The 25,638-nt window shown below is 69.7% G+C and carries 28 protein-coding genes; 11 read left to right on the top strand and 17 right to left on the bottom strand.

Translation table 11 applies throughout. The annotated features are described in order from the left end of the window. Positions 1 to 355: 355 nt before the first annotated feature. Positions 356 to 1,201: an SDR family NAD(P)-dependent oxidoreductase gene (locus VET29_RS06065; RefSeq protein ID WP_324915698.1), complete on the bottom strand. Its 846-nt coding sequence runs from the start codon at positions 1,199 to 1,201 to the stop codon at positions 356 to 358. Further along, positions 1,201 to 1,938, bottom strand: coding sequence for an SDR family oxidoreductase (locus VET29_RS06060; RefSeq protein ID WP_324915696.1), 738 nt, complete (start codon positions 1,936 to 1,938; stop codon positions 1,201 to 1,203). The genes VET29_RS06065 and VET29_RS06060 overlap by 1 nt, the downstream gene beginning before the upstream one ends. A gap of 164 nt (positions 1,939 to 2,102) precedes the next feature. On the opposite strand from VET29_RS06060, the gene VET29_RS06055 reads away from it, so the two are divergent. Continuing rightward, complete coding sequence (locus VET29_RS06055) at positions 2,103 to 2,909, top strand: alpha/beta hydrolase (RefSeq protein ID WP_324915694.1); 807 nt, start codon at positions 2,103 to 2,105, stop codon at positions 2,907 to 2,909. Here VET29_RS06055 and VET29_RS06050 read toward each other — a convergent pair. The 3 genes from VET29_RS06050 to ybaK form a co-directional block, all read right to left on the bottom strand. Beyond that, positions 2,892 to 4,172, bottom strand: coding sequence for a deoxyribodipyrimidine photo-lyase (locus tag VET29_RS06050; protein ID WP_324915692.1), 1,281 nt, complete (start codon positions 4,170 to 4,172; stop codon positions 2,892 to 2,894). The two genes, VET29_RS06055 and VET29_RS06050, sit on opposite strands and share 18 nt — an antisense overlap. Beyond that, the gene (locus VET29_RS06045; protein ID WP_324915690.1) at positions 4,169 to 4,525 is read right to left on the bottom strand and encodes a hypothetical protein; all 357 of its coding nucleotides are present in this window, start codon (positions 4,523 to 4,525) and stop codon (positions 4,169 to 4,171) included. Before VET29_RS06045 ends, VET29_RS06050 begins: the two co-directional genes overlap by 4 nt. Positions 4,526 to 4,771: 246 nt before the next feature. Beyond that, complete coding sequence (gene ybaK / locus VET29_RS06040) at positions 4,772 to 5,248, bottom strand: Cys-tRNA(Pro) deacylase (RefSeq protein WP_324915687.1); 477 nt, start codon at positions 5,246 to 5,248, stop codon at positions 4,772 to 4,774. Between the two features lie 247 nt (positions 5,249 to 5,495). On the opposite strand from ybaK, the gene VET29_RS06035 reads away from it, so the two are divergent. The 4 genes from VET29_RS06035 (at position 5,496) to VET29_RS06020 (ending at position 7,925) form a co-directional block, all read left to right on the top strand. Next, entirely contained in the window at positions 5,496 to 6,095 is a 600-nt protein-coding gene (locus VET29_RS06035; RefSeq protein WP_324915685.1) for an ArsR/SmtB family transcription factor, read from the top strand. Beyond that, positions 6,085 to 6,798, top strand: coding sequence for an SRPBCC domain-containing protein (locus VET29_RS06030; protein WP_324915683.1), 714 nt, complete (start codon positions 6,085 to 6,087; stop codon positions 6,796 to 6,798). Before VET29_RS06035 ends, VET29_RS06030 begins: the two co-directional genes overlap by 11 nt. Next, positions 6,795 to 7,613, top strand: coding sequence for an alpha/beta hydrolase (locus VET29_RS06025; RefSeq protein ID WP_324915681.1), 819 nt, complete (start codon positions 6,795 to 6,797; stop codon positions 7,611 to 7,613). Before VET29_RS06030 ends, VET29_RS06025 begins: the two co-directional genes overlap by 4 nt. 126 nt (positions 7,614 to 7,739) lie before the next feature. Then, entirely contained in the window at positions 7,740 to 7,925 is a 186-nt protein-coding gene (locus VET29_RS06020) for a hypothetical protein (protein WP_324915679.1), read from the top strand. Positions 7,926 to 8,024: 99 nt separating this feature from the next. Here VET29_RS06020 and VET29_RS06015 read toward each other — a convergent pair whose 3' ends face one another. Further along, positions 8,025 to 10,748, bottom strand: coding sequence for an alpha-amylase family glycosyl hydrolase (locus VET29_RS06015; protein ID WP_324915677.1), 2,724 nt, complete (start codon positions 10,746 to 10,748; stop codon positions 8,025 to 8,027). Positions 10,749 to 10,923: 175 nt separating this feature from the next. Continuing rightward, positions 10,924 to 12,495 carry a Na+/H+ antiporter gene (locus VET29_RS06010; RefSeq protein WP_324915675.1) on the bottom strand — a complete coding sequence of 524 codons (1,572 nt, stop codon included), beginning with the start codon at positions 12,493 to 12,495 and terminating at the stop codon, positions 10,924 to 10,926. Between the two features lie 53 nt (positions 12,496 to 12,548). Here VET29_RS06010 and VET29_RS06005 point away from each other — a divergent pair, with 53 nt between their 5' ends. The 3 genes from VET29_RS06005 (at position 12,549) to VET29_RS05995 (ending at position 14,998) form a co-directional block, all read left to right on the top strand. Further along, positions 12,549 to 13,538 (top strand): LLM class flavin-dependent oxidoreductase, encoded by a 990-nt coding sequence (locus tag VET29_RS06005; RefSeq protein WP_324915673.1) that lies wholly within the window; start codon positions 12,549 to 12,551, stop codon positions 13,536 to 13,538. Between the two features lie 9 nt (positions 13,539 to 13,547). Further along, complete coding sequence (locus tag VET29_RS06000) at positions 13,548 to 14,246, top strand: GAP family protein (protein WP_324915671.1); 699 nt, start codon at positions 13,548 to 13,550, stop codon at positions 14,244 to 14,246. 347 nt (positions 14,247 to 14,593) lie between these two features. After that, positions 14,594 to 14,998: a helix-turn-helix domain-containing protein gene (locus VET29_RS05995; protein ID WP_324915668.1), complete on the top strand. Its 405-nt coding sequence runs from the start codon at positions 14,594 to 14,596 to the stop codon at positions 14,996 to 14,998. On the opposite strand, the gene VET29_RS05990 is transcribed toward VET29_RS05995, so the two are convergent. Further along, positions 14,999 to 16,213 carry a GGDEF domain-containing protein gene (locus VET29_RS05990; protein WP_324915666.1) on the bottom strand — a complete coding sequence of 405 codons (1,215 nt, stop codon included), beginning with the start codon at positions 16,211 to 16,213 and terminating at the stop codon, positions 14,999 to 15,001. A 977-nt stretch (positions 16,214 to 17,190) separates the two neighbouring features. On the opposite strand from VET29_RS05990, the gene VET29_RS05985 reads away from it, so the two are divergent. After that, positions 17,191 to 18,105: an SDR family oxidoreductase gene (locus VET29_RS05985; protein WP_324915664.1), complete on the top strand. Its 915-nt coding sequence runs from the start codon at positions 17,191 to 17,193 to the stop codon at positions 18,103 to 18,105. Positions 18,106 to 18,575: 470 nt separating this feature from the next. Here VET29_RS05985 and VET29_RS05980 read toward each other — a convergent pair whose 3' ends face one another. From VET29_RS05980 to VET29_RS05960, 5 genes are all read right to left on the bottom strand, one after another. Further along, positions 18,576 to 19,580, bottom strand: coding sequence for a helix-turn-helix transcriptional regulator (locus VET29_RS05980; protein WP_324915662.1), 1,005 nt, complete (start codon positions 19,578 to 19,580; stop codon positions 18,576 to 18,578). A 215-nt stretch (positions 19,581 to 19,795) separates the two neighbouring features. Further along, positions 19,796 to 20,230, bottom strand: a complete 435-nt coding sequence (locus VET29_RS05975; RefSeq protein WP_324915660.1) for an ATP-binding protein — start codon at positions 20,228 to 20,230, stop codon at positions 19,796 to 19,798. Positions 20,231 to 20,287: 57 nt separating this feature from the next. After that, positions 20,288 to 20,671, bottom strand: coding sequence for an STAS domain-containing protein (locus tag VET29_RS05970; protein WP_324915658.1), 384 nt, complete (start codon positions 20,669 to 20,671; stop codon positions 20,288 to 20,290). Between the two features lie 799 nt (positions 20,672 to 21,470). Further along, positions 21,471 to 21,686: an AarF/UbiB family protein gene (locus VET29_RS05965; protein WP_324915748.1), complete on the bottom strand. Its 216-nt coding sequence runs from the start codon at positions 21,684 to 21,686 to the stop codon at positions 21,471 to 21,473. 203 nt (positions 21,687 to 21,889) lie between these two features. Further along, positions 21,890 to 22,486: a type 1 glutamine amidotransferase domain-containing protein gene (locus VET29_RS05960; protein WP_324915656.1), complete on the bottom strand. Its 597-nt coding sequence runs from the start codon at positions 22,484 to 22,486 to the stop codon at positions 21,890 to 21,892. A 138-nt stretch (positions 22,487 to 22,624) separates the two neighbouring features. Between VET29_RS05960 and VET29_RS05955 the strand changes: the two genes are divergently transcribed. Continuing rightward, the gene (locus VET29_RS05955; protein ID WP_324915654.1) at positions 22,625 to 23,482 is read left to right on the top strand and encodes a LysR family transcriptional regulator; all 858 of its coding nucleotides are present in this window, start codon (positions 22,625 to 22,627) and stop codon (positions 23,480 to 23,482) included. A gap of 17 nt (positions 23,483 to 23,499) precedes the next feature. Continuing rightward, entirely contained in the window at positions 23,500 to 24,042 is a 543-nt protein-coding gene (gene mug / locus VET29_RS05950) for a G/U mismatch-specific DNA glycosylase (protein WP_324915652.1), read from the top strand. 305 nt (positions 24,043 to 24,347) lie between these two features. Here the strand turns inward: mug and VET29_RS05945 are convergent, their stop codons facing one another. Genes VET29_RS05945 through VET29_RS05930 form a run of 4 tightly spaced genes read right to left on the bottom strand, consistent with a single transcriptional unit; the run spans position 24,348 to position 25,598 of the window. Beyond that, on the bottom strand, positions 24,348 to 24,659 hold the full coding sequence (locus VET29_RS05945) for a hypothetical protein (RefSeq protein ID WP_324915650.1): 312 nt from the start codon (positions 24,657 to 24,659) through the stop codon (positions 24,348 to 24,350). 32 nt (positions 24,660 to 24,691) lie between these two features. Then, positions 24,692 to 24,841: a hypothetical protein gene (locus VET29_RS05940; protein ID WP_324915648.1), complete on the bottom strand. Its 150-nt coding sequence runs from the start codon at positions 24,839 to 24,841 to the stop codon at positions 24,692 to 24,694. Continuing rightward, a complete protein-coding gene (locus VET29_RS05935; protein ID WP_324915646.1) occupies positions 24,832 to 25,398 on the bottom strand; it encodes a tyrosine-type recombinase/integrase in 567 nt (188 codons plus the stop codon). Before VET29_RS05935 ends, VET29_RS05940 begins: the two co-directional genes overlap by 10 nt. After that, positions 25,395 to 25,598: a hypothetical protein gene (locus VET29_RS05930; RefSeq protein ID WP_324915644.1), complete on the bottom strand. Its 204-nt coding sequence runs from the start codon at positions 25,596 to 25,598 to the stop codon at positions 25,395 to 25,397. The genes VET29_RS05935 and VET29_RS05930 overlap by 4 nt, the downstream gene beginning before the upstream one ends. Positions 25,599 to 25,638 lie beyond the last annotated feature (40 nt).

The following is a 25,638-nucleotide window of genomic DNA, read 5'->3' as shown; positions in this document are numbered from 1 at the left end:
CGGACCCGCGCGCCCAGGTCCGCGGGGGAGGGGTTGGCAACGGGGCTGGGTCTTCCGGGCTCGGTTGTCCGAGTCGCGAGATCGGTTTGTTTCCTGCCTGGTTCGCCTGTGCGCCCTGGGAGCGGGCCGGATTGGCCCAGGCCTGGTTCTTCGAGTCGCACGAACGGACTGTTCGTGCGACTTGTGCGGGTGAACCAATTGCCAGTTGCCGCTTCGATGGGCAGATCTGTCGGTCCTCACGGGTAGCGTCGAAACCGGGGGACCCCCCTGGCCGCGCGAACGGACTGTTCGTGATGTGCGGCACGGCGGCGGCACGCGGAGGCCCGGGCGGAGGCACGGCGATGGGGCCGGGCGCTCAGGCCACCGGGTGCAGCAGGTCATCCAGGCCGATGCGGCGCAGGAACTCCGACCGGACTCGGTCGGCGACCGCGTTGACGACCGCCGCCCCGTCATCCGACGGGTCGATGTGGACCCGGAACGGGCGACGCCCCTTCGGCAGATCAACCACCCGCACGATCGCGCGTGCCACCTCGGCGACATCCGCGTCCGCCGGTTCCAGCGCGGCAAGCGCGGCCCCGACCTGGTCCATCAGCCCCGGGTAACGAGGCTCGTACTCCGCGGCCACCGCGGTGTCCGACGGCGTCCCGCTGTGCGCGAAATGGTTGGTACCGCCCGTGAACGCCCCCGGCACGATGATCGACGTCTCGATGCCGAAGCGGGTCAGCTCCAGCGCGTAGCTCGACGCCAGCGCGTCCATGGCCGCCTTCGCCGCGAAGTACGGGGCCAGGTACGGCGGCGTGCCACCCCGCGTGCTGGAGCTGCCGACCCACACCACGAGCCCGTCGCCGCGGGAACGCATCGCCGGCAGCAGCCTGCGGTTGACCCGCTGCGCCCCGAGAACGTTGGTGTCGTAGAGGGACGCGTACTGCGCCGGCGTGAACGCCTCGGCCGGGCCGGTGACCATGTGCCCCGCGTTGTGCACGATCACGTCCAGCTCCGGCAGGTCCAGGGCGTCGACCGACTCGTCGGACGTGACGTCCAGGTCGACCGGAACGAGGCCGTGAGCGCGAGCCTCGTCGGCCTCCGGGCGCGAGTCCGCGTGCCGCATTCCCGCGTACACGGTGTGCCCCGCGTCCTTCAACGCGTGGGCCGTCAGCGCGCCGAACCCGCTCGACGCCCCGGTGATCAGGATGCTGGCCATCAGGCGATACCTCCGTTCGCGTACAGGACCTGGCCGTTGACCCACCGCGCCGGCCCGGCGAGGAACGCCACGACCTCCGCGATGTCCTTCGGCTCGCCGAGCCGCTCCAGCGGCGGCGCCGCGGCCAGCCGGTCGACGGCCTCCTGGGTGTTGTTGTCGAGGAACAGCGCGGTCGCCGTCGGGCCGGGTGCGACCGCGTTCACCGTGATGTCCTTGCCGCGCAGCTCGCGGGCGAGGATCAGCGTGATCGTCTCGACGGCGCCCTTGCTCGCGCCGTACGCGGTGTAGCCCGGCTGGCGGAGCCGTGTCACGGTGCTGGAGAAGAAGATGATCGACCCGCCACGCCGCAACCGGCGGGCCGCCTGCTGCGCCACGACGAACGCGCCCCGCACGTTGGTGCGGTGGATCCGGTCGAACTCGTCGAGCGACAGCTCGACCAGCGGGGTCCCCGGGTTCATCACACCGGCCGCGTTGACGACCACGTCGACACCGCCGAACTCCTGCTCGGCGCGGTCGAACACCGCCGACACCGCCTGCTCGTCCGCGATGTCCGCCTGGATCGCGATGGCCCGGCCGCCCTTGGCCGTGACCTCCTCGACCGCCGCCTGGGCGTCCGCCGAGCGTCCCGCGTAGACCACGACGAGCGCGACGCCGTCCGCCGCCAGCCGTGAAACCGTTTCCCTGCCTATGCCTCGTGACCCACCGGTCACGATGGCCACTCGTTGTGTTTCGTTCATGCCACCAATGTGCCCCGCGTAGGACTATGTGTCCAATGCAACCTCACGATGCCGACTATGCGTCGGGTGCATTGTGCGCCGCATGAGACCATGGCCCGCACACGCTGCCTGGCCGCGTACGTTGACCGGGTGTCGATCGAGAGGTGGGCCGTTCGCCGGTGGGCATGATCGCGACCTCGACCCATGGCTCCCCGGCGGACCCGGCGGTGCTGCTCATCGCCGGCAGCGGCTCGTCGATGGACTGGTGGGAGCCGGACTTCTGCGCACAGCTGACCGGCCGGTTCGTGATCCGGTACGACCACCGCGACACCGGGGAGTCACCCGGCTCCCCGCCGGGCCGGCCCGGCTACACCGGCTACGACCTGGTGACCGACGCGCTGACCGTCCTCGACCAGGTCAGCGTGACCGCCGCCCACGTCGTGGGCATGTCGATGGGTGGCGCGCTGGCGCAGGTCCTGACACTGGACCACCCGGACCGCGTCCTGTCCCTGACGTCGATCTCGACCACGGCGAGCCCCGGTGACTCCGACCTGCCCGGCATGTCGGAGTCGCTGGCCGCCGCGTTCGCCGCGCTGTCCGAACCGGACTGGACCGACGACGACGCGGTCGTCGCGTACGTGGTCGAGGCCCAGCGCGCGATGGCGGCGGAACCGTACGACGCCGAGGAGGTCCGGGCCATCGCCCGCATCGCCGTGTCCCGCACCGGCAACAACGAGTCGAGCCAGAAGAACCACCACGCGACCGACGGGGGCGCCGGCCCGTGGCGGCACCGGCTCGGCGAGATCACCGTGCCGACCCTCGTCCTGCACGGCGACGAGGACCCGCTTTTCCCGCTGCCGCACGGCGAGGCGCAGGCCCGTGAGATCCCCGGCGCGCGGCTGGTCGTCCTCCCACACACCGGACACGAGTTCCCGCGCCGCAACTGGCCGCTGGTGGTGCCGGAGATCCTGGCGCTAACCGCGGGCGGCTAGGAACCGGGCGCGGCCCTCGGCGAGGTCCACGATGGGCACCGGATAACCGTTGCGTGCCTTGGCGGGCAGCGTCCACGGCCGGCGCACGTCCGTCACCGAGGACAGTTCGGGGACGTAGCGCCGGACGTACTCGCCGTTCGGGTCGAAGCGTTCGGCCTGCCGCAGCGGGTTGAGCACCCGGTTCGGGCGGGTGTCGGTGCCGGTGCCGGCCACCCACTGCCAGTTCAGCTGGTTGTTGGCCAGGTCGCCGTCGAGCAGGTGGGTGTAGAAGTGCGCCGCACCCGCCCGCCAGTCCAGGTACAGCGTCTTCGTCAGGAACGACGCCACCACCATGCGCGCGCGGTTGTGCATCCAGCCCTCGGCGAGCAGCTGTCGCATGCCGGCGTCCACGACCGGGATGCCGGTCTCGCCTGTCTTCCAGGCGTCCAGCGCGTGGTCGTCGTCCAGCCAGCGGTCGCCGCGGGGGCGGTAGTCCTCGTGTGCCACGGCCGGCCGGGCGGCCAGCACCTGGTGGTGGAAGTCCCGCCACGCGAGCTGGCGGACGAACTCCGGCGCCCGCTCCGCACGCCGTGCCAGCTCCGCCGCGGAAAGGCAGCCCAGGTGCAGGTACTGCGACAGCTTGGACGTGCCGTCGACGGCCATCATGTCGTGCTGGTCCACATAGGACTCGGCGGCGGTGGCCAGCCACGACGTCATCCGCCGGCGGGCCGCGGTCTCGCCGCCACCCTGTGCGGGCGGCACGTCGCCGGCCTCGACGCGAGGGAGCGCGATGCGTTTCGGCGTGCTGGCCGGTGCCCGCCGGTCGTAGTCGACCCACTGCCGGTGGTACGCGCCGAACACCGCGAAGTGATCCCGGCCCGACGGGGTGATCGCGCCGGGCGGTACCACGGTGTGCACGTCGTCGTGCACGACGAGCTCACAGGTCAGGGCGTCTTCCAGCGCCTGTTCGCGGCGCCGGGCGTACCGCGAGGAGTCCCCGGCGATGTGCACCCGCGTCGCGGACACCTCGGCCGCCACCCTGCACGCCTCGGCGACCGGGTCGCCCTCCCGGGTCACGAGCCGGCCGCCCCGCTCGCGCAGTGAGCTGTCCAGATCGGACAGCGCCTCGTCGAGGAACCGCGTGCGGCGCGGGGAGAACGCGGTGACGGCCCTGTCCCGCACGAACAGCGGCACGACGTGCTCCGCGCCCCGGACCGCGGCGGCCAGCATCGGGTTGTCGCGCACCCGCAGGTCACGGGTGAACACGGCAACGGTCGTGGTCACTTGCGTGTCGTGAGGGCCGACAGCGCGCACGCCAGGCCCCAACCACCCGCGACCGCGAGGATCTTCTTCTGCTCCGGCCTACCCGCCAGGGCTCGGCTCAGCACCACGGCGTCACCCACGTCCGACGCGACCCGCACCCCGATCGCCAGCCGCATGGCCTTGCGCGACGGCGCCACCGCCATCGCGATGCCCGAGGCGAGATCCCGGGCGGCGAGGGTACGAACGACCGCGTCCAGGTCGTGGTCGCCATGGCGCAACCCGGACGGCTTGAGCAACAGCGCCGGCTTCACGAGCACGGCGACGCCATACGCGGCGGTGGCCACGCCGAGCAGGCGGGACAGCGTGAATCTCATCAGACGACTCCTCAGGTGGGATCCGCCCATCCTCGCCGAAGTCCACCAACCCCGCATCGCCAACCGGACGAGCCCGCGTCGTCAGCCGGCGGGCCTGCATCGTCAGCCGGCGGCCCCGCGTCGTCAACCGCCGAGCCGGCATCGTCACTGTCGAGCCTGCGTCGCCAGCCGTCGAGCCGGCATCGTCACTGTCGAGCCTGCGTCGCCAGCCGTCGGGCCCGCATCGTCAGCCGGGAGCCCGCGTCGTCAACCGGCGATGGGGGCCACCGTCGCCTGCGCCAGCCCGATCAGGTCCGCGGGCGCCACCTCGATCTCCAGCCCACGCCGCCCTGCACTGCAGAAGATCGTCTCGAAGGCGTTCGCCGAGCTGTCGACCACGACTGGCAAACGTTTGCGGTGACCAAGCGGCGAGATACCGCCGGCCACGTACCCGGTCGCGCGCTCGGCCGCGGTCACGTCCGCCATCCTGGCCTTCTTGCCACCCGCCGCCGCGGCCAGCGCCTTCAGGTCGAGGTGCCCGGCAACCGGCACGACACCGACCGTGAGCCGCCCGTCAACCTCCGCCACAAGCGTCTTGAACACCCGCTCGGCAGGCAGCCCGAGCAACTCACTCGCCTCAGTCCCGTAAGAGTCCGAACGAGGGTCATGCGTGTACTCGTGCACCCGATGCGCCACCTTCTGCCTGACCAGCAACGCCGTGGCCGGCGTCCCCTTACCCGCCATGCCCCGAGAACCTAGCCGACACCCCGCGAGTCCCGCGTTCGCACATAGCGAGTCCCGCGTCCGCGCACACCGAACTGCGGTTTCGTGCCGATCTTGGTCGGACCGGGATGCACGAAACCGCAGTTCGGTGTGTCCGAGTGCGGGACTCGCGGTGTTTGAACGCGGGACTCGCGACCTGGGGCTTGGGCGCCGCGCCGACAAGATGGACTGTCTTGACAAGAGATGTTGTCGGTGGGACTGTGTGCGCATGTTCGACGTCGCGGTTATCGAGGATCCGGCGGTCGCCGGGGTGTCGCTTGATCCGATGCGGGCGAAGCTGCTCGCCGCACTGACCGAGCCCGGCTCGGCGGCCACGCTTGCCGCGCGGGTCGGCCTGCCGAGGCAGAAGGTCAACTACCACCTCCGCGCCCTGGAGAAGCACGGCCTCGTCGAGCTGGTCGAGGAGCGTCGCAAAGGCAACATGACCGAGCGGGTGCTGCGGGCCACGGCGTCCTCGTACGTCATCTCGCCCGCCGCGCTCGCCGACGTCGCCCCCGACCCGGCCCGCTCGCCCGACCGCCTGTCCGCGCGCTGGCTCCTCGCCATCGCGGCAAGGCTCGTCCGGGACGTCGGGGCCCTGGTCACCGGGGCCGACAAGGCGAAGAAGCGCGTCGCGACGTTCGCGATGGCCGGCGAGATCCGGTTCGCCAGCGCACGGCACCGGGCCGCCTTCGCCGAGGACCTCGCTGCGGAGGTCGCCACGCTCATCGGTCGCTACCACGACGAGCATGCGCCGGGCGGCCGCACACACCGCCTCGTCGTCGCCATCCACCCGAGCCCCGGCGGGGAGGCGAACGATGGGGCATGAGTTCGAGACCGTCGACGAGCTGCACGTCGACGCCACGCCGGACCAGGTCTGGGACGCCGTCGCGACCGGCCCCGGCATCGACTCCTGGTTCATGGGCCGCAACGACGTCGACCCGGGCCAGACCATCCGCACCGCGTTCGGCGACTACACCCCCGAGCACCCGGTGACCGCCTGGGAACCCGGTCACCGGCTCGCCTACGGCACCGACCGGGTCGCCTACGAGTTCCTCATCGAGGGCCGGGACCGGGGCAGCACCGTCCTACGCATCACCGCGGCGGGCTTCCTGCCCGGCGACGACTGGGCCGACGAGTACGACGCGATGACCAAGGGCCACGCGATGTTCTTCCACACCCTGGCCACCTACCTGGACCACTTCGCCGGCCGCACCGCCACGCCGGTCACCGCGTTCGGCCCGTCGATCACCGACTGGCCGCGCACCAGGGGCAGGCTGATGACCGCCATCGGCCGCGACGGCGACCGGGTGCGGTTCGCGCCCAAGGGACTGCCCGGGATCGACGGCACCGTCTACTTCGAGAACGACGACACCGTCGGCATCCGCACCGACGACGCGCTGTACCGGTTCCTGCGCGGCTTCCGCGGCCCGGTCATGGCGTGCCACCACATCTTCGGCGAGACGACCGGGACCACCGAGACCACCGAACAGGCCTGGCAGGCCTGGCTGAACACAGAGGACCTGACATGAGCACCGTTGTCTCCGCAGACGGCACGAGGATCGCCTACGAGGTCACCGGCGACGGTCCGCCGCTGGTCATCGTCGACGGTGCGATGTGCTACCGCGACTCCGGCCCGTCCCGCCCGCTCGCGGCGGAGCTGGCCGCCGACTTCACCGTGTTCGCCTACGACCGCCGTGGCCGTGGCGACTCGCCTTCGGAGCGGAGCTCGCGGAGCGACCATTCTGATGTCGAGTCGCCGGCCCGCGAGATCGAGGACGTCGAGGCGCTGGTCAAGGAGGCCGGCGGCACGGCGTACGTGTTCGGCGCGTCGTCCGGCGCGGTGCTGGCGCTGGAGGCCGCCGACAAGGGCGTGGGCGCGACGAGACTGGCGATGTACGAGCCGCCGCTGATCGTCGACGGCACCCACGCGCCGGCCCCGGAGGCCGCGCTGGCCGACATGCGGCGGCTGGTGGCGGAGGACCGCCGAGGCGACGCGGTGGCGGCGTTCATGCGGTCGGTCGACGTCCCGGGCGCGATCGTCGCGATGATGAAGCTGTTCCCCGTGTGGAAGAAGCTGAAGGGCGTGGCACACACGCTGCCCAACGACCTCGTGCTGTTGGAAGGCCTGCGGCAGGGCAGGCCGCTGCCGCCCGACCGCTGGACGACCACGACGATGCCGACGCTCGTGGCGGACGGCGGCAGGAGTCCCGAGTACATGCGCAACGGCGCGGCCGCGCTCGCCGTGGTGCTGCCGAACGCCACCCACCGGACGATCCCCGGCCAGACGCACATCGTGAAGGCGAAGGCACTGGCGCCGGTACTGAGGGACTTCTTCCTCGGGTAAGGCACCTCAGCCGCCCCCTTACCCGCGGCGTAAGGCCGGGTCGTAGGTGATCTGCCGATGCCGGGGTGCCCACCTCAGGACGAGTCTTCTCTGTGTCAGCACAGAAGACCGGACGAGGAGAGCAAGATGAACTGGGCACCCGAGATCCTGCAGGCGGAGATGGACTACCGAGTCGAGCGTGCCCTGGGTGACCGGCGCACGACGCCCGAGCAGCGCCGCGCGGCACAGCAGGCACACCCGTCCTGGTGGCGCAGGTACCGCGCCAACCACGCCACCCACCACGACGAGACGGGCGACTCCCGGGCCGCCTGAAGGGCCCTCACGACGTCCGACGTCGCGAGGGGCACGCGTTCTCGTCCGTAACGGGGGAAGGGCCCGCGACCACACCGGTCGCGGGCCCCTCGGTTTCTGTCAGGTGGCCGGTTGGCTCGGGTAGACCGTCGGATCACCCTGTTTGAGCCACACGGTCGGGTGATCGATCGGCAGGAACGACCGGTCGCCGCCGGGCTCGCGCGTGTCCGGCACCGCGTCACCGCTGGGCAGATGCATGATGAAGTTCACCGGCCTGGTGTCGTCGGCGAGCGGGATCTCGTAGACCGCCCAACCGTTCTCCACCCGCGCCAGCGGCCACGGCTTGTCCCACGCGACCTGCGCGAGCACCGCGGGGTCGACCGCGTCGCCCCACAGGTGCAGGCCCCACTGCCCGTAGTCACCCGCCGGCCGGAAGTACCTCAGCTCGGTGACCTCGAGCGGGGGACCGGCGTACCGGACGGTCCTCACCTCGGACCGCGCCCCACCGAGCGAGGCCCGGTACGCGACCGTGGTCCCCGGCGCCAGGTTCAACGCGCCGAGGTCGTCGAACACCGTGTACGCGGGCGAGGTGTCGTCGCGGCCGATGAACGTCCACGGCCCGCCGCCCACACTCCGCTCGAACGACACGACGTTCGACGACTTCTCCGGGTCGGCGGTGGCCCGTACCTCGACCGTCCCACGGATGCCGCCACCCTCGGCGGGCGCCTCGATCGTCAGGCGGGGCTGGGGCACCCGGCCGCGGACCGTGTTGCTCGACCGCGTGTGGTTCCCGTTGTCCAGCACCACCGCGCGGTACTCGACCGGCGTGCCAGGAGCCAGGGTGGACACGTCGTGGAACACCCGGTACGGCGCGTTGTCGTCCGTGCCGATGGACTGCCACCGCCCGTTCACCCTGGCCTCGAAGGAAACCTCGTACAGCGAGGAACCGGCGACGGACGCGTCGACCTCGACCCGCCCCTGCTGCGTGGGCACCGGCGCGGCGAGGGAGATCGCCGGTGCGCTGGGTGACCGCGGGATCCGCCCGTCGAGTGCGTAGACCACAGTGGACAGTGCCGGCACGGTGACGGTCAGCCTCCCGCCCCGCCCGGAGGTCAGCCGGCCCGGCCCGGCACCGTAAACCCTGCCGTAGGAACGGTTGCTGGTGTAGGTGGGCACCGAGGCGGTCGCCGACGCCTCGCTGTTGTTGAGCGCCACCACATACTCGCGCTGTTGCGACCGGTCGATCCGCGAGAACGCGTACACGCCTGCGGACGGCGACGAGAGCCGGCTCTGCTGCACGCCGTCCCGCAGGGCCGGATGCCGCTCTGTCACCGACGCGAGCGAGGAAATGGCCTGGTAGAGCGGATGCCGCGGGTTGAAGTTCGCGACCGCGTGGGTCGAGCCGGTGCCGAGCAGGTCGTCGTCCAGGTACTCCGGCACCCGCGAGGCGAAGAGCGTCTGCCGCGCGTCCTGGTCACCGCCCGGCCCGGTGAACCCCTGCTCGTCGCCGTAGTAGATGACGGGGTTGCCGCGCGAGAAGTACATGAGCTCGTGCCCGAGCCGGTCCCGCCGCACCCACTCGGCGTCCCCGGCCCCGGGGTTGTCCGCGACGACGAACCCGCCGAACCGGCCCATGTCGTGGTTGCCGAGGAACGTCGGTAACTCGTAGACGTTCGAGTCGGCGTCGGTGTACCAGTCGTCGTCGGCGAAGAAGGACGCCAGCGCGTCGGTGGGTCCCCCGCCGGAGGCGAACTGGCGCGCCGCGGCCTGGAACGGGAAGTCGAGGACGGACTGCATCCCGTCGGTGGTCGTGAAGTGCGAGGTGTAGCTCCTGGTGGTGTCGAAGACCTCGCCGAACATGAAGAAGTCGCGCTTGCCGTGCGCGGCGGCGAACTTGAGGATGCGCGGGCCGAACTGCCGCCAGAACTCGTCGTCGACGTGCTTCATGGTGTCGATCCGGAAGCCGTCGATGCCGAAGTCGGCGATCCACTTCTCGTAGATGTCGACCATCCCGTCGACGACGCGGGGGTTCTCGGTGAACAGGTCGTCGAGCCCGAAGAAGTCGCCGTACTGGGAGTCCTCGCCGGTGAAGGTCGTGTCGCCGCGGTTGTGGTAGAGCGTGACGTCGTTGAGCCAGGCCGGAACCTTGAGGTTCTGCTCCGCCGGGTCGAGGACGGGGGTGTACGGGAAGGAGGTGGCGGGGTCGAGCGCCGGGAAGGACCTGCCGCCGGCGTAGTCGCGATCGTCGAAGACCCGCCCGTTGGACCGGTAGGGAGAGACGTCCTTGGTGACGTAGGGCCGCCGCGCCCCCTGGGTGTAACCGATGACGTCGGCGGTGTGGTTGGTGATGATGTCGAAGTAGACCTTCATCCCACGACGGTGCGCGTCCTTGACCAGTGCCGCGAGGTCGTCGTTGGTCCCGAGGTGCGGGTCGATCTGGGTGAAGTCCGTGATCCAGTAGCCGTGGTAGCCGGCGGAGGGCCCGTCCTCGAGCTGCACGGCCTTGTTCTTGAAACTGGGCGTGAGCCAGATGGACGTGGTCCCGAGTCCCTGGACGTAGTCGAGGCGGTTGCGCAGCCCCTTGAGGTCCCCGCCGTTGTAGAACCCCTTCCTGGTGGGATCGAACCCGGAGACGAGCGGGTCGTCGGGCAGCCCACCCCGGTCGTTTGCCGTGTCCCCGTTCTCGAACCGGTCGGCCATCACGAAGTAGAAGTTCTCGTCGGTGACCGGTCCCCGCAGGGAATGGCGGGCCTGCGGTCCCCGGTCCGCACCGGCCGGCACGGCGGCCATCCCGGCGGCGACGAACGAAGCCAACAACACGACCGCAAGACGACGGACTGACATCAGCGGGCCCTCCATTGGGTGCGCAACCAGCGCGCAGACGATAACCGCGCCCAGGCACGGCCTGACAGCGCCAACCAGACGAAATGTCAGTGCTCCCCGGTAGCGTTGAAACCGGGGGACCCCCTGGCGGACGAAAGTCCCATTCGTGCAAGCTTCACCCGATCGTGTCCGGCGGTTACTCGATCGTGGTCGGTGGGTTGTTTCGGTACTCCTCCGCGTCGAGCACCGCCTGGAGCCGCAGCAGGACCGCGTCGCTGATGATGTGCTCGTCACGCAACCGCACCACGGCCGCCCGCTTCACCGGCAACAGGGCGTCCCGCAGCGAGTCCATCTCCACCCGCTCATCCGGCTCGTCCGCATCCGCGGCCGTCTCGCCCGACAACCGCGACAGTTTCGCCTGGTAGTCCGCCGCCAGCCGGTCCGCCGCCACCGCCGACACCCCCAACCGCGCGGCCACCTCCGGCAGCGCCAGCAACCCCGCCTCCACCGACCGCCGCGTCGCGAGGGCGTACTCCTCCTCCAACCGCTGGTCCGCCGGCAGCCGCGCCCACCGCAGCACCGCCGGCAGCGTCAACCCCTGCACGACCAGCGTCACCAGGATCACCCCGAACGTCACGATGATCAGCTCGTTGCGGTGCGAGACCGAGGCGGGCACGGCCAACGCCGCCGCCAGCGACACCGCGCCGCGAAACCCCGACCACGCGATCGGCAGCCGCGCCCGCGCCCCCACCCGCCGCGCCCGCTGCGCCGGCCGCCGGTCGAGCGCCCGAATCACGTACGGCGTCGTGTAACTCCAGACCAGCCGCGTCACGATCACCGTCCCCGCCACGGCCAGCGCCATCCACACCGCGTGCGACAGCGCCCCGCCCACATCCCGGATCGCGCCGTTCAGCTGCAGCCCCACCAGCACGAACAGCGCGCCGTTCAGCAGGAACGTCGTGACCTGCCAGAACCCGTACGTCTGCAGCCGCGTCCGCGCCGTGATCACCCGCGGCCCGTACTGGCTCAGCGTCAGCCCCGCGACCACCACCGCGAGCACCCCCGACGCGTGGATCTCCTCCGCCAGCAGGAACGCCAGGAACGGCGTCAGCACGCTCAGCCCCGACTCCGCCACCGTCACCCCCTGCATCAGCCGGTGCGCCGCCCGCCGCATCCACGCGACCGCCAGCCCGACCGCCGCGCCGCCCAGGTACGACAGCGCGAAGTCGCCCAGCGGCCCGTACCACGTCAGCTCCCGCTCCCCGGTCGCGACGGCCACCGCGATCGCGAACACCACCAGCGCTGTCCCGTCGTTGACCAGGCTCTCCGCGCGCAGGATCGTCAGCTGCCGGTGCGCGAGCCGCCCGGCCACCGCCGCCACCGCCGTCGCGTCGGTCGGCGCCACCACCGCGCCGAGCACGAACGCGACCGGCCACGGCAGCCCCATCGCGTGCCCGACCCAGGCCACTGTCAGCACCGTGCACAGCACCAGCACCACCGACGCCAGCACCACGACCCGCAGGTTGGCGCGGATGTCGCTCAGCGACGTGGTCAACGCCTCCCAGTACAGCAGCGCCGGCAGGAACAGCAGGATGACCACCTCGGGGGCGAGATGGAAGTCCCGCAGCGCCGGCGTGAGGCTCAGCAGCACGCCCGCGACCAGCAGCACGATGGGCAGCGGCAGCCCGGCCCGCCTGGCGAGAGCCGTCGCGACGAGGATCGCGGCGACGACGAGCACGAGGAACACGAGGCCATGTGAGTCGTACACGGGCACAACCGTAAACGGGAAGAAACCACCGCCCGGCGAGGTTACTTGACTGCGTGACCCCGCTTTCCGTGCTCGAACTCGCCCCGGCCGCCCGCGACGCCACCGCCACCGACGCGTTGCGCAACACCACGGAGCTGGCCAGACGGGTCGAGGCCCTGGGCTATCGCCGCATCTGGGTCGCCGAGCACCACAACATGCCCTCCATCGCCAGCTCGTCACCGGCCGTGCTCATCGCGCACCTCGCGGCGTCGACGTCCACCATCCGGGTGGGCTCCGGCGGTGTGATGCTGCCCAACCACGCGCCACTGGTCGTGGCCGAGCAGTTCGGCACGCTCGAGGCCCTCCACCCGGACCGCATCGACCTGGGCATCGGCCGCGCGCCAGGCACCGACCAGCGGACGGCCCTCGCGCTGCGCCGCACGATGGCCGGCCTGTCCGCGGAGAACTTCCCGCAGGAGCTGGGCGACCTCATCGGCTACTTCCAGGGCGACGACGACCTCATCCAGGCGGTGCCGGGCAAGGGCAACGAGCCGGCCATCTGGCTGCTCGGCTCCAGCGGCTTCTCCGCTCAGCTCGCCGGCATGCTGGGCCTGCCGTTCTCGTTCGCGCACCACTTCAGCTCCACCAACACCGTGCCGGCGCTGCAGCTGTACCGGGAGAGCTTCCAGCCGTCGCGCTGGCTGTCCGAGCCGTACGCGAAGGTCGCCGTGAACGTGATCTGCGCGGACACCGACGAGCGGGCGCACTGGCTGGCCGGGCCGTCCGCGCTGGCGTTCCTCAAGCTGCGGACGGGCAAGCCCGAGGCGCTCGTGCCGCCGGAGGAGGCCGCCGAGTACCCGTACAACGAGGTCGAGAAGGTGTTCGTCGAGGACCGGTGGCGTGACCAGGCCGTCGGGTCGCCGGAGACCGTCGAGCGGCAGCTCAAGAACCTGCTGTCCCGCACGGGCGCGAACGAGCTGATGCTCACGACCATGGTCTACGACCTGGAAGACCGTGCCCACTCGTTCGAGCTTGTCGCGGAGAAGGTCGCGCCGGCCCTGTAACTTCACCGCGTGACGCTGCTCCTGTCGCTGGCTGTCCTCGCCCTGCTCGACAGCACCAGCATCGGCACCCTGTTCGTGCCGGTCCTGCTGCTGTTACGGCCTGGGCGACTGAGCGCGGCGCCACTCGTCGGCTACCTCGCCACGATCGCGGTGTTCTACCTCGCGCTCGGCTTCGTCATCGCGCTCGGCGCGGGCCCGCTGTTGGAGGGCGTCGCGTCGTCCCTCGGCGAGACGGGGTACTGGCTCGAGCTGGCCGCCGGCGTCCTGCTGTTCGGGCTCAGCTTCCGGCTCGACCCGAAGCGGCGTCCCGACGACAGCCAGCAGCAGGGCAGGAAATGGACGGAACGCGTCCACAAGGCGGCCTCGTCGCCGCGTTCGCTCGTGGTGCTGGCGTTGACGGCGGGCCTGCTGGAGGCCGCGACCATGTTCCCGTACCTCGGCGCCATCGCCCTGCTGGCCGGCACCGGGTACAGCCTGGCGACCACCGCCGCGGTGCTGGCCGGGTACTGCCTGGTCATGGTCCTGCCCGCACTCGCCCTGCTCGTCCTGCGGCGCACGCTCTCCGACCGGGTGACACCGTTGCTCACCAGGGTGAACGGCTGGTTCGCCAAGCACGCCGTCGGCGCGACGGGCTGGATCCTGGGAATCGTGGGGTTCTTCCTCGCCGCCGACGCCGTGACGCAACTGGGGTTGCTGAACTTCGACTGAAAGACGGTGGCCGCCTGAGGGGCGGCTCAGGCGGCCAAGGAATGCAGGCCGGCGGTGGCTCCGACAAACGTGGATGAGGATGGTCACCCACGGCTCGGATTGTCTGGCGCCACCGCCGTCCCGGCTCCCCGACCCGCAGCCGAAGTTGCCGCGGTCAGGTCTTTCGTACAGGGGAACACCCGGCGCACTGCAAGGTGCGTAGCCCGCCGACCTTCAGGTGTGTCGTCTCGACCTGCGATTATGTTGAGATCTGTTCACTCGTTTGGCCTAACGTGGCCGGGGGAACACGGAACGTCGCCGATCGGGCACACTTGAGATCCGCAGGGGCGTCGAGGCGTGGAGAAACGATGGCTGACGAAGGCCTGCCATATCGGCACGGCATACACGAGGCCATGGGCGTGCTGTCCGGTCAGTGGGTGACCGCTGTCCTGGCGTCGCTCACCGCCCGCCCCATGACCTACTCAAAGTTGCTCGAACACATCAACAACACCGAAGAGCGACTCGGATGGGTGACCCACGAGAGACCACTGAGACAGAAGGTGCTCACCGACACGTTGCACCGCATGCAACGCGACGGCCTGGTCGTCAAGATCGAACGCCCGAGCCGCTTCGGCTCGACCTGGTACCAGCTCACCCCGATGGGCCGCTCGCTGCTGCGGGCCCTCCTCCCACTCGCGAAGTGGGCGGAGGACAACCGCGGCACCCTGTCCGAGGCCCGTGCCGCCTACCTGGCGGCACAGTCCGAGCGTTAGCTATCGGCCGTTCAGGTCGCTGATCGCCGCCACGATCGTCTGCACCTGGTTGCGGCCCGAGTCCTTGGCCACGAACAACGCGTCGTCCGCCGCCAGTAGCACGTCCTGCAGCTCCGGCCCGAACTCCGGGTACAGCGCGATGCCGATGGACACGGTCAGTCCCTCGACGACCGCGTTCTCCGCGGTCACCCGCAGGTCCCGCACCTGGCCCCGGATCCGCTCCGCGATCGAGCGCAGCGTGTCCTTCGTCACTTCCGGGCACAGGACGACGAACTCCTCACCACCCCAGCGTCCGACCACGTCGTAGCGGCGCGCGGAGGTCATCAGCACGTCGGCGACCGCCTGGAGCACGCGATCGCCGACCAGATGGCCGTGGAGGTCGTTCACCTGTTTGAAGTGGTCGAGGTCGATCATCAGCACGCCGACCTTCGTGCCGTCACGTGCCGCCCGCTGGATCTCCGCGCTCGCGAGGTTCGTCCAGGCGGTCGCGTTGGTGAGCCCGGTCTTCTGGTCGGTCGACGCGGCCTCCTCCAGCTGCCGCATCAGCACGCTGTTGTGCAGCACGAGCAGCGCCGGCACGATCATGACCGCCCATGCGGGGCTGAAGCTGAGCAGCAGCGCGGTGATAGCGCCGAGCCCGAGCGTGCCGTACTCGAGCGCGGACTCCTTGAACGTGCCGAGCGCGCGGCGGGTGTCCCACTCGCGCTCGTGGAGGGTGATCGCGCACGCGACCAGGCCGGAGTTCGTCGCCGAGTAGGCGACCAACGCGACCGCGATCGCGAGCACCGCGCCCGGCGTCCGCCAGTCGGCGACGTCGGCCGGGGCGAGCAGGTGCCGGATCGTCCACGCGACGAACGCCGCGAGGGTGACCGTCGACGCGGTGAACACCAGCCGGTACGGGTGCACGCTGCGTACCCGGTACCAGCTGCGCCAGAACAGGTGCACGTAGAGCGCCACGATCACGATCGGGGTGAGCGTCGGTGGCAGCACGAGTGACGCCGAGAACGTCCACACCGAGGTCAGGTTGACGTGCGGGGTGTCGGTGAACCGCCGTCGCACTCGTTCGACGTGCCGGGTCGCCTCGCCCATCGCGACGCCGAGGCCGATGATGACGCCCAGCGTCACGAGGGTGTCGCCGTCGACGGTGCTCGCGGAGGCCAGTAGTGCGGTCAACGCGACAGCGGCGAACTCCACGAACAGGATGAATACGAGCACCCGTCGCGACTCGCCCCATAGCGCCCAGCGACGAGGTGCCCTGGACCGCTCAGAGGTCGACAGGGATGCTGGTTGGGCCGATTGGGCGAAAATGACCTGGTCAGCGCCCCCGTTGCCGTGCTCGGCGGCAGTCCCCTCGGGAGGAGGTGCCTCAGATGATGAACCGCGACTGGTGAGCCCCTCCTCCTGGCCCGCGGCCGTTACGTGATCCGCGTTGGCCAGGCCCGCACCGTCAACGTCGTGCTTGGCAGTCCCTGCTTGAGGAGGTGCCTGTGATGATGAACCGTGACTGGTGACATCACCCTTATCGTCGGTCTCGCGCCCGGCCGCCTGGGCGGACCGCCCCTGCCGGGTCCGGGCGCGAAGCCACGACGAACTGAACATCCCGGTGAACACCACGCCGGCAACACCTCCGGTTGCGACCGCGAGGACAGGATCGGCCGCGTCGGCGATCCCCGACGCGGCACCCCGACGGAGGTCGGGCACGCCGAGCACGAATGCCGCCTGCGCGAGAATCAAGTATGCCGTGGCGCGGGCCCCGGAGGTCATCCAGAGCAACACGACCACGACGAGTGCCGGGTGGAGGCAGACAACGAGCGGCGCCCCAACCGCGACCAGGTTGGTGTGTGACCGCGGTCCACCCGACGGAGCCGGCGTCGAAGAGGATGGCGAGCCCGACCCCAGCAAACCCGTCACCGGCGACGGAGGGCGGGTTCCCGGCCCGGGGCGCGCGAGACTCACGCACCGCGAGTACGTCGCGAAACCCCACCTGCCGCATTCATGCCGCCCTTGCCTCCGACGTGGGACAGGCCGTACGCCGAACGCGCACGACCCACCACCACCGACACTAGATCGAACTCAGAGCGAGAACGCGGTCACGCTGGTTGTCTACCCAAATGGCCGATCGGGGTGACGAAGGGTGACCCCAGACGAAACCTTGTCAGCGGTTGTCAGGTTTGGGCGGCACGGTAGAAGCCATGGATGACCTCAAGGGCAAGGTGGCGTTGGTGGCGGGCGCGTCAAGGGCGGCGGGGAGGGCCATAGCGGTGGAGCTGGGCCGCCGAGGCGCGACGGTGTACGCGACAGGGCGGACCACGAGAGCGGAACGCTCAGAAATGAACCGCCCGGAAACAATCGAGGAGACGGCGGACCTGGTAACGGCGGCGGGCGGGCAGGGAATAGCGGTCCGAGCAGATCACCTGGACCCACCCCAGGTGAAGTCCCTGATCGAGAGAATAGACGAAGAACAAGGCCGCCTGGATGTTCTGGTAAACGACATCTGGGGCGGCGACGTGTACTTGACGTTCGGAAAGAAAATGTGGGAACACTCCCTGGAGGGCGGCCTGCGAATGCTGAGGCTGGGAGTGGAAACCCACGCGATCACCAGCCATTACGCACTACCGCTGTTGATCCGCAACCCGGGCGGTCTGGTAGTGGAGATGACCGACGGCACAGCCGAGCACAACGCCCGGTACCGAGCCGATGCGGGCTTCTTCTACGACCTGGTGAAGACCTCCGTCCAGCGAATGGCACTGGGCCATTCCGAAGAGCTGAAGCCGTACGGTTGCACCGCGGTAGCACTGACCCCGGGCTGGCTCCGCTCGGAGGCAATGCTGGAAGCCTTCGGTGTAACAGAGGAAAACTGGCGGGAGGCAACGTCCAGGGTGCCCCATTTCGTGATCTCCGAGTCTCCGACATTCGTGGGCCGAGCCGCGTCCGCGTTGGCGGCGGACCCAGATGTGTCGAGATGGAACGGCCAGTCCCTGTCATCAGGCCAACTGGCAAAGATATACGACTTCACCGACGAGGACGGCAGCCGCCCAGACGCCTGGCGCTACATCGAAGAGGTGGAGAGCAAGGGCAAACCAGCCGACGCAACCGGCTACCGCTGACCCCCAGGTCACGCAGGGCACTGCTTACCCAACCACCCGGCAGTCCCGCTCGCGTTCTCATGCCGCAGTTCCACTCAACTTCGCATGCCGCAGTTCCCTCGGCTTCTCATGCCACAGTTTCGCTCGACTTCGCATGCCGCAGTTCCGCTCGGCTTCTCATGCCGCGGCCCACGGCGTTCTAGCCGCCCGGGGCCCGGCGCCGCTTGCGCCATGAGGTGCCGCAACCTCGCCCGCCCCGGCTTTGCGCGATTCCTATGTCGTGGCCGACGGGGTGTCGAGCCCACGTATCAGGTGTTGTGGGCTCTTTCGTGCCAGGGGTCGCAACCTCGCCCGCCCTGGCTTTTGCGCGATTCCTATGTCGTGGCCGACGGCGTGCCAGCCCACGCGTCAGGCGTTGCGTGCGCGTTCGTGCCAGCTGCCGTGTCCCGCGCTCCCAGCCGATCAGTGGGCGAGGTCACTCCACGTGACCGTCACGCAGGCCCCATCGGAGCGTCTCTCCGTTGCCGGTCCTCGACCGGTGTGTTGCGAGCCGCGATCGCCAACCCCAGCTCGGCGAGCGCGGTTCGCAACGCCTCCGGGGCCACCACCTCGACGCCGACCCCCAGCGACAGCAGTTGGGTGGCCGCCACCGGAAGGCTCTCCACCTCCAGCGACACCTCCCGCCACCCGTCCCCGTCCGGGGGTCCCGCAGTGGCGACGGCCATCGCCGCCGCGTCAGGATCGGTCACGCTCCGTAGCAACTTCAATGCCTGCCGGCTCAACCGCAGCCGCACCGTCTCTCGCAACAGCGACTGCTCGAACCGTGCCGAAGCCTCGTCCCACCAGGCCGGCAACACGAAATCCGCCGGTCTGTCAAAGGAATCGGCCAACACCTCGGCTGACACGACCCGGGCCACGCGGTACGTCCGGATGTCGTCGCCGACCCGCCCGACCAGGTACCAGACCCCCGCCTTCACCACCAGCCCCAACGGATCCAGCTCCCGCGTCACCACCGTCGACCCACGCTGGTACTCCATCCGCAGCCGCCGAGACCCCGCCACAGCCTCGGCGACGACCGTCAACTGCGACGCCGACTCCGCCTGCTGGAACCACCCAGGCGCGTCGAGGTGGAACAGCGAAGCGACCCGCGACGCGTACTCCCGCAGTTCCGCCGGCAGCCCAGCCAGCACCTTCGCATGCGCGGCCGACAACGCCGACCCCAATCCCACGTCCGCCAGCAGCGACGGCATCGCGAAGATCGCCGCGGCTTCCCGACCGGTCAACCCGTCCAGCCGCGAACGCCACCCGTCGAGCAGCCGGATGCCACCGGCCCGCCCCTGCTCGGTCCACAGTGGCACACCGGCGGCGAGCAACGCCTCGACGTCCCGGTACACGGTCCGCTCGGACACCTCGAGTGCCGCCGCCAACTCGGCGGCGGTCGCCCGCTTCCGCTGCTGCAACAGGAACAGCAACGCCACCAGCCGCTCAGCCCGCACCCGTCGATTGTGCCCCAGCCGTCACCGGGTATTGCACACGGACATACCGCCACGGCCGCCGTTCACAGGAAAGTCCACAGTGGACATTACGGCGCGGTGCCTTCTTCCAAAGGTCTCGGTCCCTGCTGCTGCCCGGTCTAGGTCGGAGGCAATTGGCCTACCCGTGTGGATGGTCGTCACCGAACCTGGGCGTCCGAACTCCGCCGAGGAGCCGGCTACTTCTCGGCAGCGGGCAACGGCCAGAACATCGTCACCGTGGTGCCACCGGCAGTCGGTGTGATCGTCGAGGTGTTCGTAAGCCCCTGGATGAGCGACAGGCCGCGTCCCCGCAGCCCACCACTCAGCTGTGGTGGCTTCCACTGCCCGTAGTCGGTCACGGTGACGACGACGCGCGACTGCGCGCCGTCCAGCCGCGCCTTGAGATCCAGCAGGCCTTGTGTCTGGTCGTGGTATGCGTGTTCAACGGAGTTCGCCATCGCCTCGTAGCTCGCGAGCACGAGCGCCTCGGTGTCCTCCTCCGGCAACCCGATCCGCGTGGCCCACTCGGCGAGCGCATGCCGCAAGCCGGCGAGCCGGCTGGGCACAGCAGGAACCCTGAAGTGCAGGTCCCCCTCCGGGACGCTGTCCAGGTCCTGCTGCCCCAGGTTCACGGCCGAAGCTCCCAACTTTCAGCCCCCGGTCACCACTCGCACGACCGGCTTGGTCATTCAGTCGGCGGCCAGTGCCTCATCGCGAGTGTGGTAGATCGAGATCTCTTCTGTCATCCCGGTCAGTTCCATCGGCCGGAACGTGGCACTACCAGTGGCGACGATCCGGAACCGGAGGTTGCCCTGGGCCTGCTGATGGCAGCCGATCAGGACCGCCATGCCGGCGGACGCGAGGAAGTCGACGTCACTCAGGTCGACGACCAGTGTCTCGGGCCGCTGTTCCATGGCGGCATTGATGGACTCCCCGAGCTGGGGAGCCGTGGCCAGGTCGATCTCCCCAGCCACGTTCAGCACGACGGCAGCGCCGTGCGGTTCCACCAGAACGGACAGTCCCGGCGAGGCGGGCTGGACAGGACCAGCGTCTTGGAACGGCTCTGAACTCACCACACCATCATCCCGTATGTCGCAAGCCGATGTGTCGACCCCATGCGGGTCGCACAGACCACCCATGCGGAGCAGATGCCCCGTGAGTCCACTGGGGACCTCCTCAGCAAGTCACCATGCAGCGTCGCCGGACACACCACCCGGCGAGATTCGGGGAATAACCCCCCTAATCACGTTCAAACCTCCCGATCCAAAGTTCCTTCTCGAAAAGTGTGCTCCTCGACACACCCTTCGGGTCGCAGCGACACTCCCTTAGCTATCAGTGACATCTCAGTGACCTTCAGCCACCTACTCCAGGCCATGGTCAGCCGCATCCGCCGCATCCGCCGTCGTGCGCTGCCGTTGACCCGCCAAAGGTCGTGCCTGGCAGGCCGCAGGGCCGCACGTCGACCGACACCGCGCCAGCGCGGACGTCGCACTGTCAAGCCGCCGAGGCGCACGGGGGAAGAGGCATCCGCTCCTCCGCAGCCGCGTGCCGCAGGGAGTTCGGCTGCATGCGCTCGCCGACGAGCCGCCACGGAACCCCCAGAGCCCTCGGACCCCCAGAGCCCTCGGACCCGCGGAACCCGCGGAACCGTCGACCCACGGGACTTCACCAGGATGTTGAACCCAGCGACAGAACGCACGCGCCCTCCATCGTCGCGAGCGCCCGGAACACCGCGACGATCGCAGGCGGAACCGTCAGCCGGAACTCCGCCACGACCCGGGAACAGATAGGTGAAGGTGCCGAGGCGCTGCGCCTGCGAGACGAGCTTGGCCATCAACGCGACCGCGCCCGCTCCAACCGCTGTTCGTCGATCTAGTCCGGCCGGTCCACGATCTTCAGCAATCCGTCCCACAGCCCGGCCGGCGAACCCGGTCGACGGCCGCGAGCACGTTCCGCAGCCCTCCACGCAACTCGGCGTCCACCCTGCCCACCGACCCGAAGCCCAGAAACCGAGCCGAAGTCCAGAAGACTGAGCTGACCGTCGGCGAGCAGCAACACGTTCCCCGGACGCGGATCGGCGTGGAACACGCCCTGCAGCAGCACTTGCGGCAATACAGAGTCCAGCAACGCCCGCGCGAGCACCCCGCCGCTCGCCCACCACGGTGCCGATGGCCGTCCGTACGGGCTTGCCGCCGAGCCGGCACATCACCAGAACCCGTTCGCCCGACAGCTTCATATGGACAGGCGGCAACAGATCCGACCTCGTCTACAAGACCAGCGCGCGAAGGTGGCTAGCCGTTTGCCTTGGTCATCAGGCGCACCACCTCCTCTGCCGCTCGTGTCGCACTCGCCGGGTTCTGTCCCGTGACCAGGCGCTCGGATACCGACACCTGACACTCGAAGTTCGGCGCGGCCACGTGCTTGGCGCCGCGGTCCTCCAGCGCGGTCTGTAGTCGGAACGGCACCACATCGCCCAGGTGAACCGCGTCCTCCTCGGCGTTCGTGAAGGCCGAGACCTCCTTGCCCTCGACCAGGTACGAGCCGTTCGACAAGGTCAGGTTGACCAGCGCGGATAAGCCATGGCACACGGCCGCGACCACGCCGTCCGCCTCGTAGATGTCGCGACCCAGGCGCGCGAGATCGGCGTCGTTCGGAAAGTCCCACATGGTGCCGTGACCACCGACGTAGAAGATCCCGTCGTAGCCGACGGCGTCGACGTCGGCGGCTCGTCGCGTCGCCGCGAGGTCGGGGAGATGCGCGAACTCATGTTGCGTCGGATCCTTCCCGTCGAAGCCATCCATGGGTGGTCGTCCGCCGCGGACACTCACCAGGTCGACGGCGAAGCCCGCGTCGCGAAAGACGCGCCAGGGATGCGCGGCCTCCGGCACGTGGAAACCGGTCGGGCGACCGCCGCCCAGGTCATCGTGGCTGGTCAGGGCCAGCAGAATTGCTTTCATGAGGACAGGTTGCCATGAAGGAGGTATCTGTCGCCAATAGGACGTGTGTGGCTTACTATCAGTTTCCTGATGACTTCACTCGACCTGCTCAGAACCTTCCTGGCCGTGCACCGCGCCGGCTCCGTGACGGCCGCGGCGCAACTCCTCGGCCTGTCGCAGCCCGCCGTCACCGCCCAGCTGAAGGCCCTGGAGAAGACCGTCAAGAAACCGCTGTTCCACCGGCACGCACGTGGTGTCACGACCACCGCGGCGGGGGAGGACCTCGCCCGCAGGCTCGCCGGCCCGCTCGACGACCTGGTCGCCGCCGTCGGCGACTTCGTGGGCGGCAAGGTCGCGCTGCACGTCGGTGGCCCCGCCGAGTTCATGAGCCTGAAGGTGGTGCCGGCTCTGGTCGAACTGCCGGACACCGCGCTGCGAGCCACCTTCGGCGCGCCGGAGGACCTGCTCGACGAGTTGGCCAAGGGCGGGCTGGACCTGGTGATCTCCTCGGTACGTCCACGTGGTCGCGGCATCGTCTTCGCGCCGCTGCACGTCGAGGAACTCACCATCGTCGCGGCGGAGCGCTGGTACTACCCGGACACGTCCGGCGTACTCGGCGACGCTCCCTGGGTGGCGTACGCCGAGGACCTTCCGCTCATTCGCCGCTACTGGCAGACCGTGTACAAGACGCCGCCGCCCGGCAACGCGGTCGTCGTGGTGCCCGACCTGCGGGCCGTGCTGACCGCGACCCTCGCCGGCGCAGGCGTGACCGTGTTGCCGAGATACCTGTGCGAGAACGAGCTCGCGACGGGTGAGCTGCGCGAGGTGATCATTCGGGGTGAGCTGCCGACCAACACCATCTATCTCGCGGTCCGCACCGGCGCGTTCGCCGAACCGCACATCGTGCGTGCCCGGGACCTGCTCATGGCACGCGCGGCCGACTGGTGACCGTAAACTGCCCTGACGTGCCAAATCCCACCGCGGCCGAGTTGGCCGCCGCACACGCGAAGACCCTGCCGGACGTGGTCGCGCCTGGCCTTTCCGTGTTGTTCTGCGGTATCAACCCCGGCCTCTACTCCGCGGCGACCGGACATCACTTCGCCCGTCCTGGCAACAGGTTCTGGCCCGCCCTGCATCAGTCCGGGTTCACTCCGCGTCAGCTTCATCCGTCGGAACAGGACGAACTGCTGACCTACGGGCTTGGCGTGACGAACATCGTCCCTCGCGCCACCGCCCGCGCCGACGAGCTGACGCGTGACGAACTACGGGCAGGCGCGGAGACGTTGACGGCGTTGGTGGCCAGATACCTGCCGGGGACCGTCGCCGTGGTCGGCATCTCCGCCTACCGCACCGCTTTCGATCGTCCAAAGGCGAAGATGGGTGAACAGGACGAGCGGATCGCCGACTCGCGACTGTGGGTGCTGCCCAATCCGAGCGGACTCAACGCGCACTACCAGGCGCCCGACCTGGCTGCCGCCTTCCGTGAGCTGCGCGTCGCGACGGAGTGACCCGCACGACGACGAGGAACGTCATCGCGTTGGGGTACCTGGTAGTTGGTCGGGTGTGAGTGTGCAGGTTTGCAACAGCTCCTGGTCTTGGGCGAGCCAACGCTTGGCGTCCTGGGTTGTCATCCCGGACAGGGTTCCGGCTGGTGTTCCGGTCGACAGGTAGTCGCCGATGTTCGCCGCTGACATCCGGCCCGGCCTATCTATGCCCGACGGACTCCAAGCCATGACCGAAGCACTCGCCGTGCTCGCGCCACCGGCGGTGGTCGCGGCCCCGATCGCGGTCGGCGGCGACCGAGCCATGGGCGTCAGGCCGACCAGGCGCCACCTGTCGGCCGTGCCGACCGATCGCTGACGGCCTTCTTCGCCCGGCGGGCCTTCGCCGAGGCGGCGGCCATGCGCCGGAAATGCGCCTTACGGGCGGACTCGGCACGCTGCCGCCGCACCTCGGGCGCCAGCAGCCCGTCCGGGTCGACCTGCTTCTCGAACCGGTCCGCGGCGGCCTTGCGGGCGGCAGCCGTACGGGCCGTGCGGTTGGACTCGTTGGCCCACTGGGTGTGGGCGGCGATCTGGGCGCGGAGGGTGCGCTGCTCCGGCGTCATGTTCTTTGCGGCGGCCATACCGCTAGCGCAGCGCACCCATGTCACCGGCGTTAGAGCCGGTCGCCGAGCGCGAGCTTCCGGTGGGCGTGGTGCGCCCGCTCGTCGGCCGCCGACGCGCCGTACCGGTGCAGCATCTGGGACGACTTCCACCCCATGATCCGCATCAGGGCGGTGGGGTCGCCGCCCTCCTTCAGCCCCATGTGCGCGAGCGTGTGTCGCCACTGGTGCACGTGCGTCCCCAGCGAGCTGGAGCGGCGGGCGAGCATGAGCCGGATCGCGTTGCCGTCCGGCTGGATCGGCCCCCGGTTGCGGTCCGACAGCCACAGCTTTGCGTGCCCGGCGTGCTTCCCTTCGCCCGCACGCGCATGTAGCGGGCGAGCGCCTGCGCGGTCTTCGCGCCGAACGGGATCGCCCGACCGCGGCGGCCCTTGCCGACCACGTTGATCACCGACAGGTCGAAGTCGACGTCGTCGACGTTGAGCGCGGCGAGCTCGCCGAGTCGGCACCCGGTGTCAAGCAGCAGCCGGATGATCGCGGCGTCGCGGCGGGAGATCATGTCGCGGCCCTGGCAGGTGCCGAGCAGGCTGCCGGTGAGGTCGTCGCGGACGATCGGCACGGGCTGCTCGGGCACGATGGGGGCGGTGGTCTTGTCCATCGGGTTGATGTCGATCTCGTCCTCGCGGACCAGCCACCCGAAGAACGTGCGCAGGCTGCGGTACTGAGTGTGGGCGTTGCCCGCGCTGGTGCGTTCGATCACGTCGCCGATGAGCCGCGGATGTTGTCGGGGGTGACGTCCTCGGGGTCGACGGGGTCGGGCTGGGTGCGGTCGAGCCAGGCGCGGAGCTGGGCGACAGCAGTGAGGTAGATGCGGATCGTGTTGGGGGACTTGTTGCCGGACTTGAGGTCGGCTTCCCAGGAGGCGGTGAAGAGTCGCCATGGGTCGGGCGCGGTGGTCATGGGCGCATGCTCCAGTTGTTGTGTCACTGAGCGCTGCGCT

The organism is Actinophytocola sp., from assembly GCF_035634895.1.
In the GTDB taxonomy this organism is placed as follows: domain Bacteria; phylum Actinomycetota; class Actinomycetes; order Mycobacteriales; family Pseudonocardiaceae; genus Actinophytocola.
The sequence above is the reverse complement of the archived record's forward strand: the minus strand, read 5'-3'. Positions and strand labels throughout refer to the sequence as shown.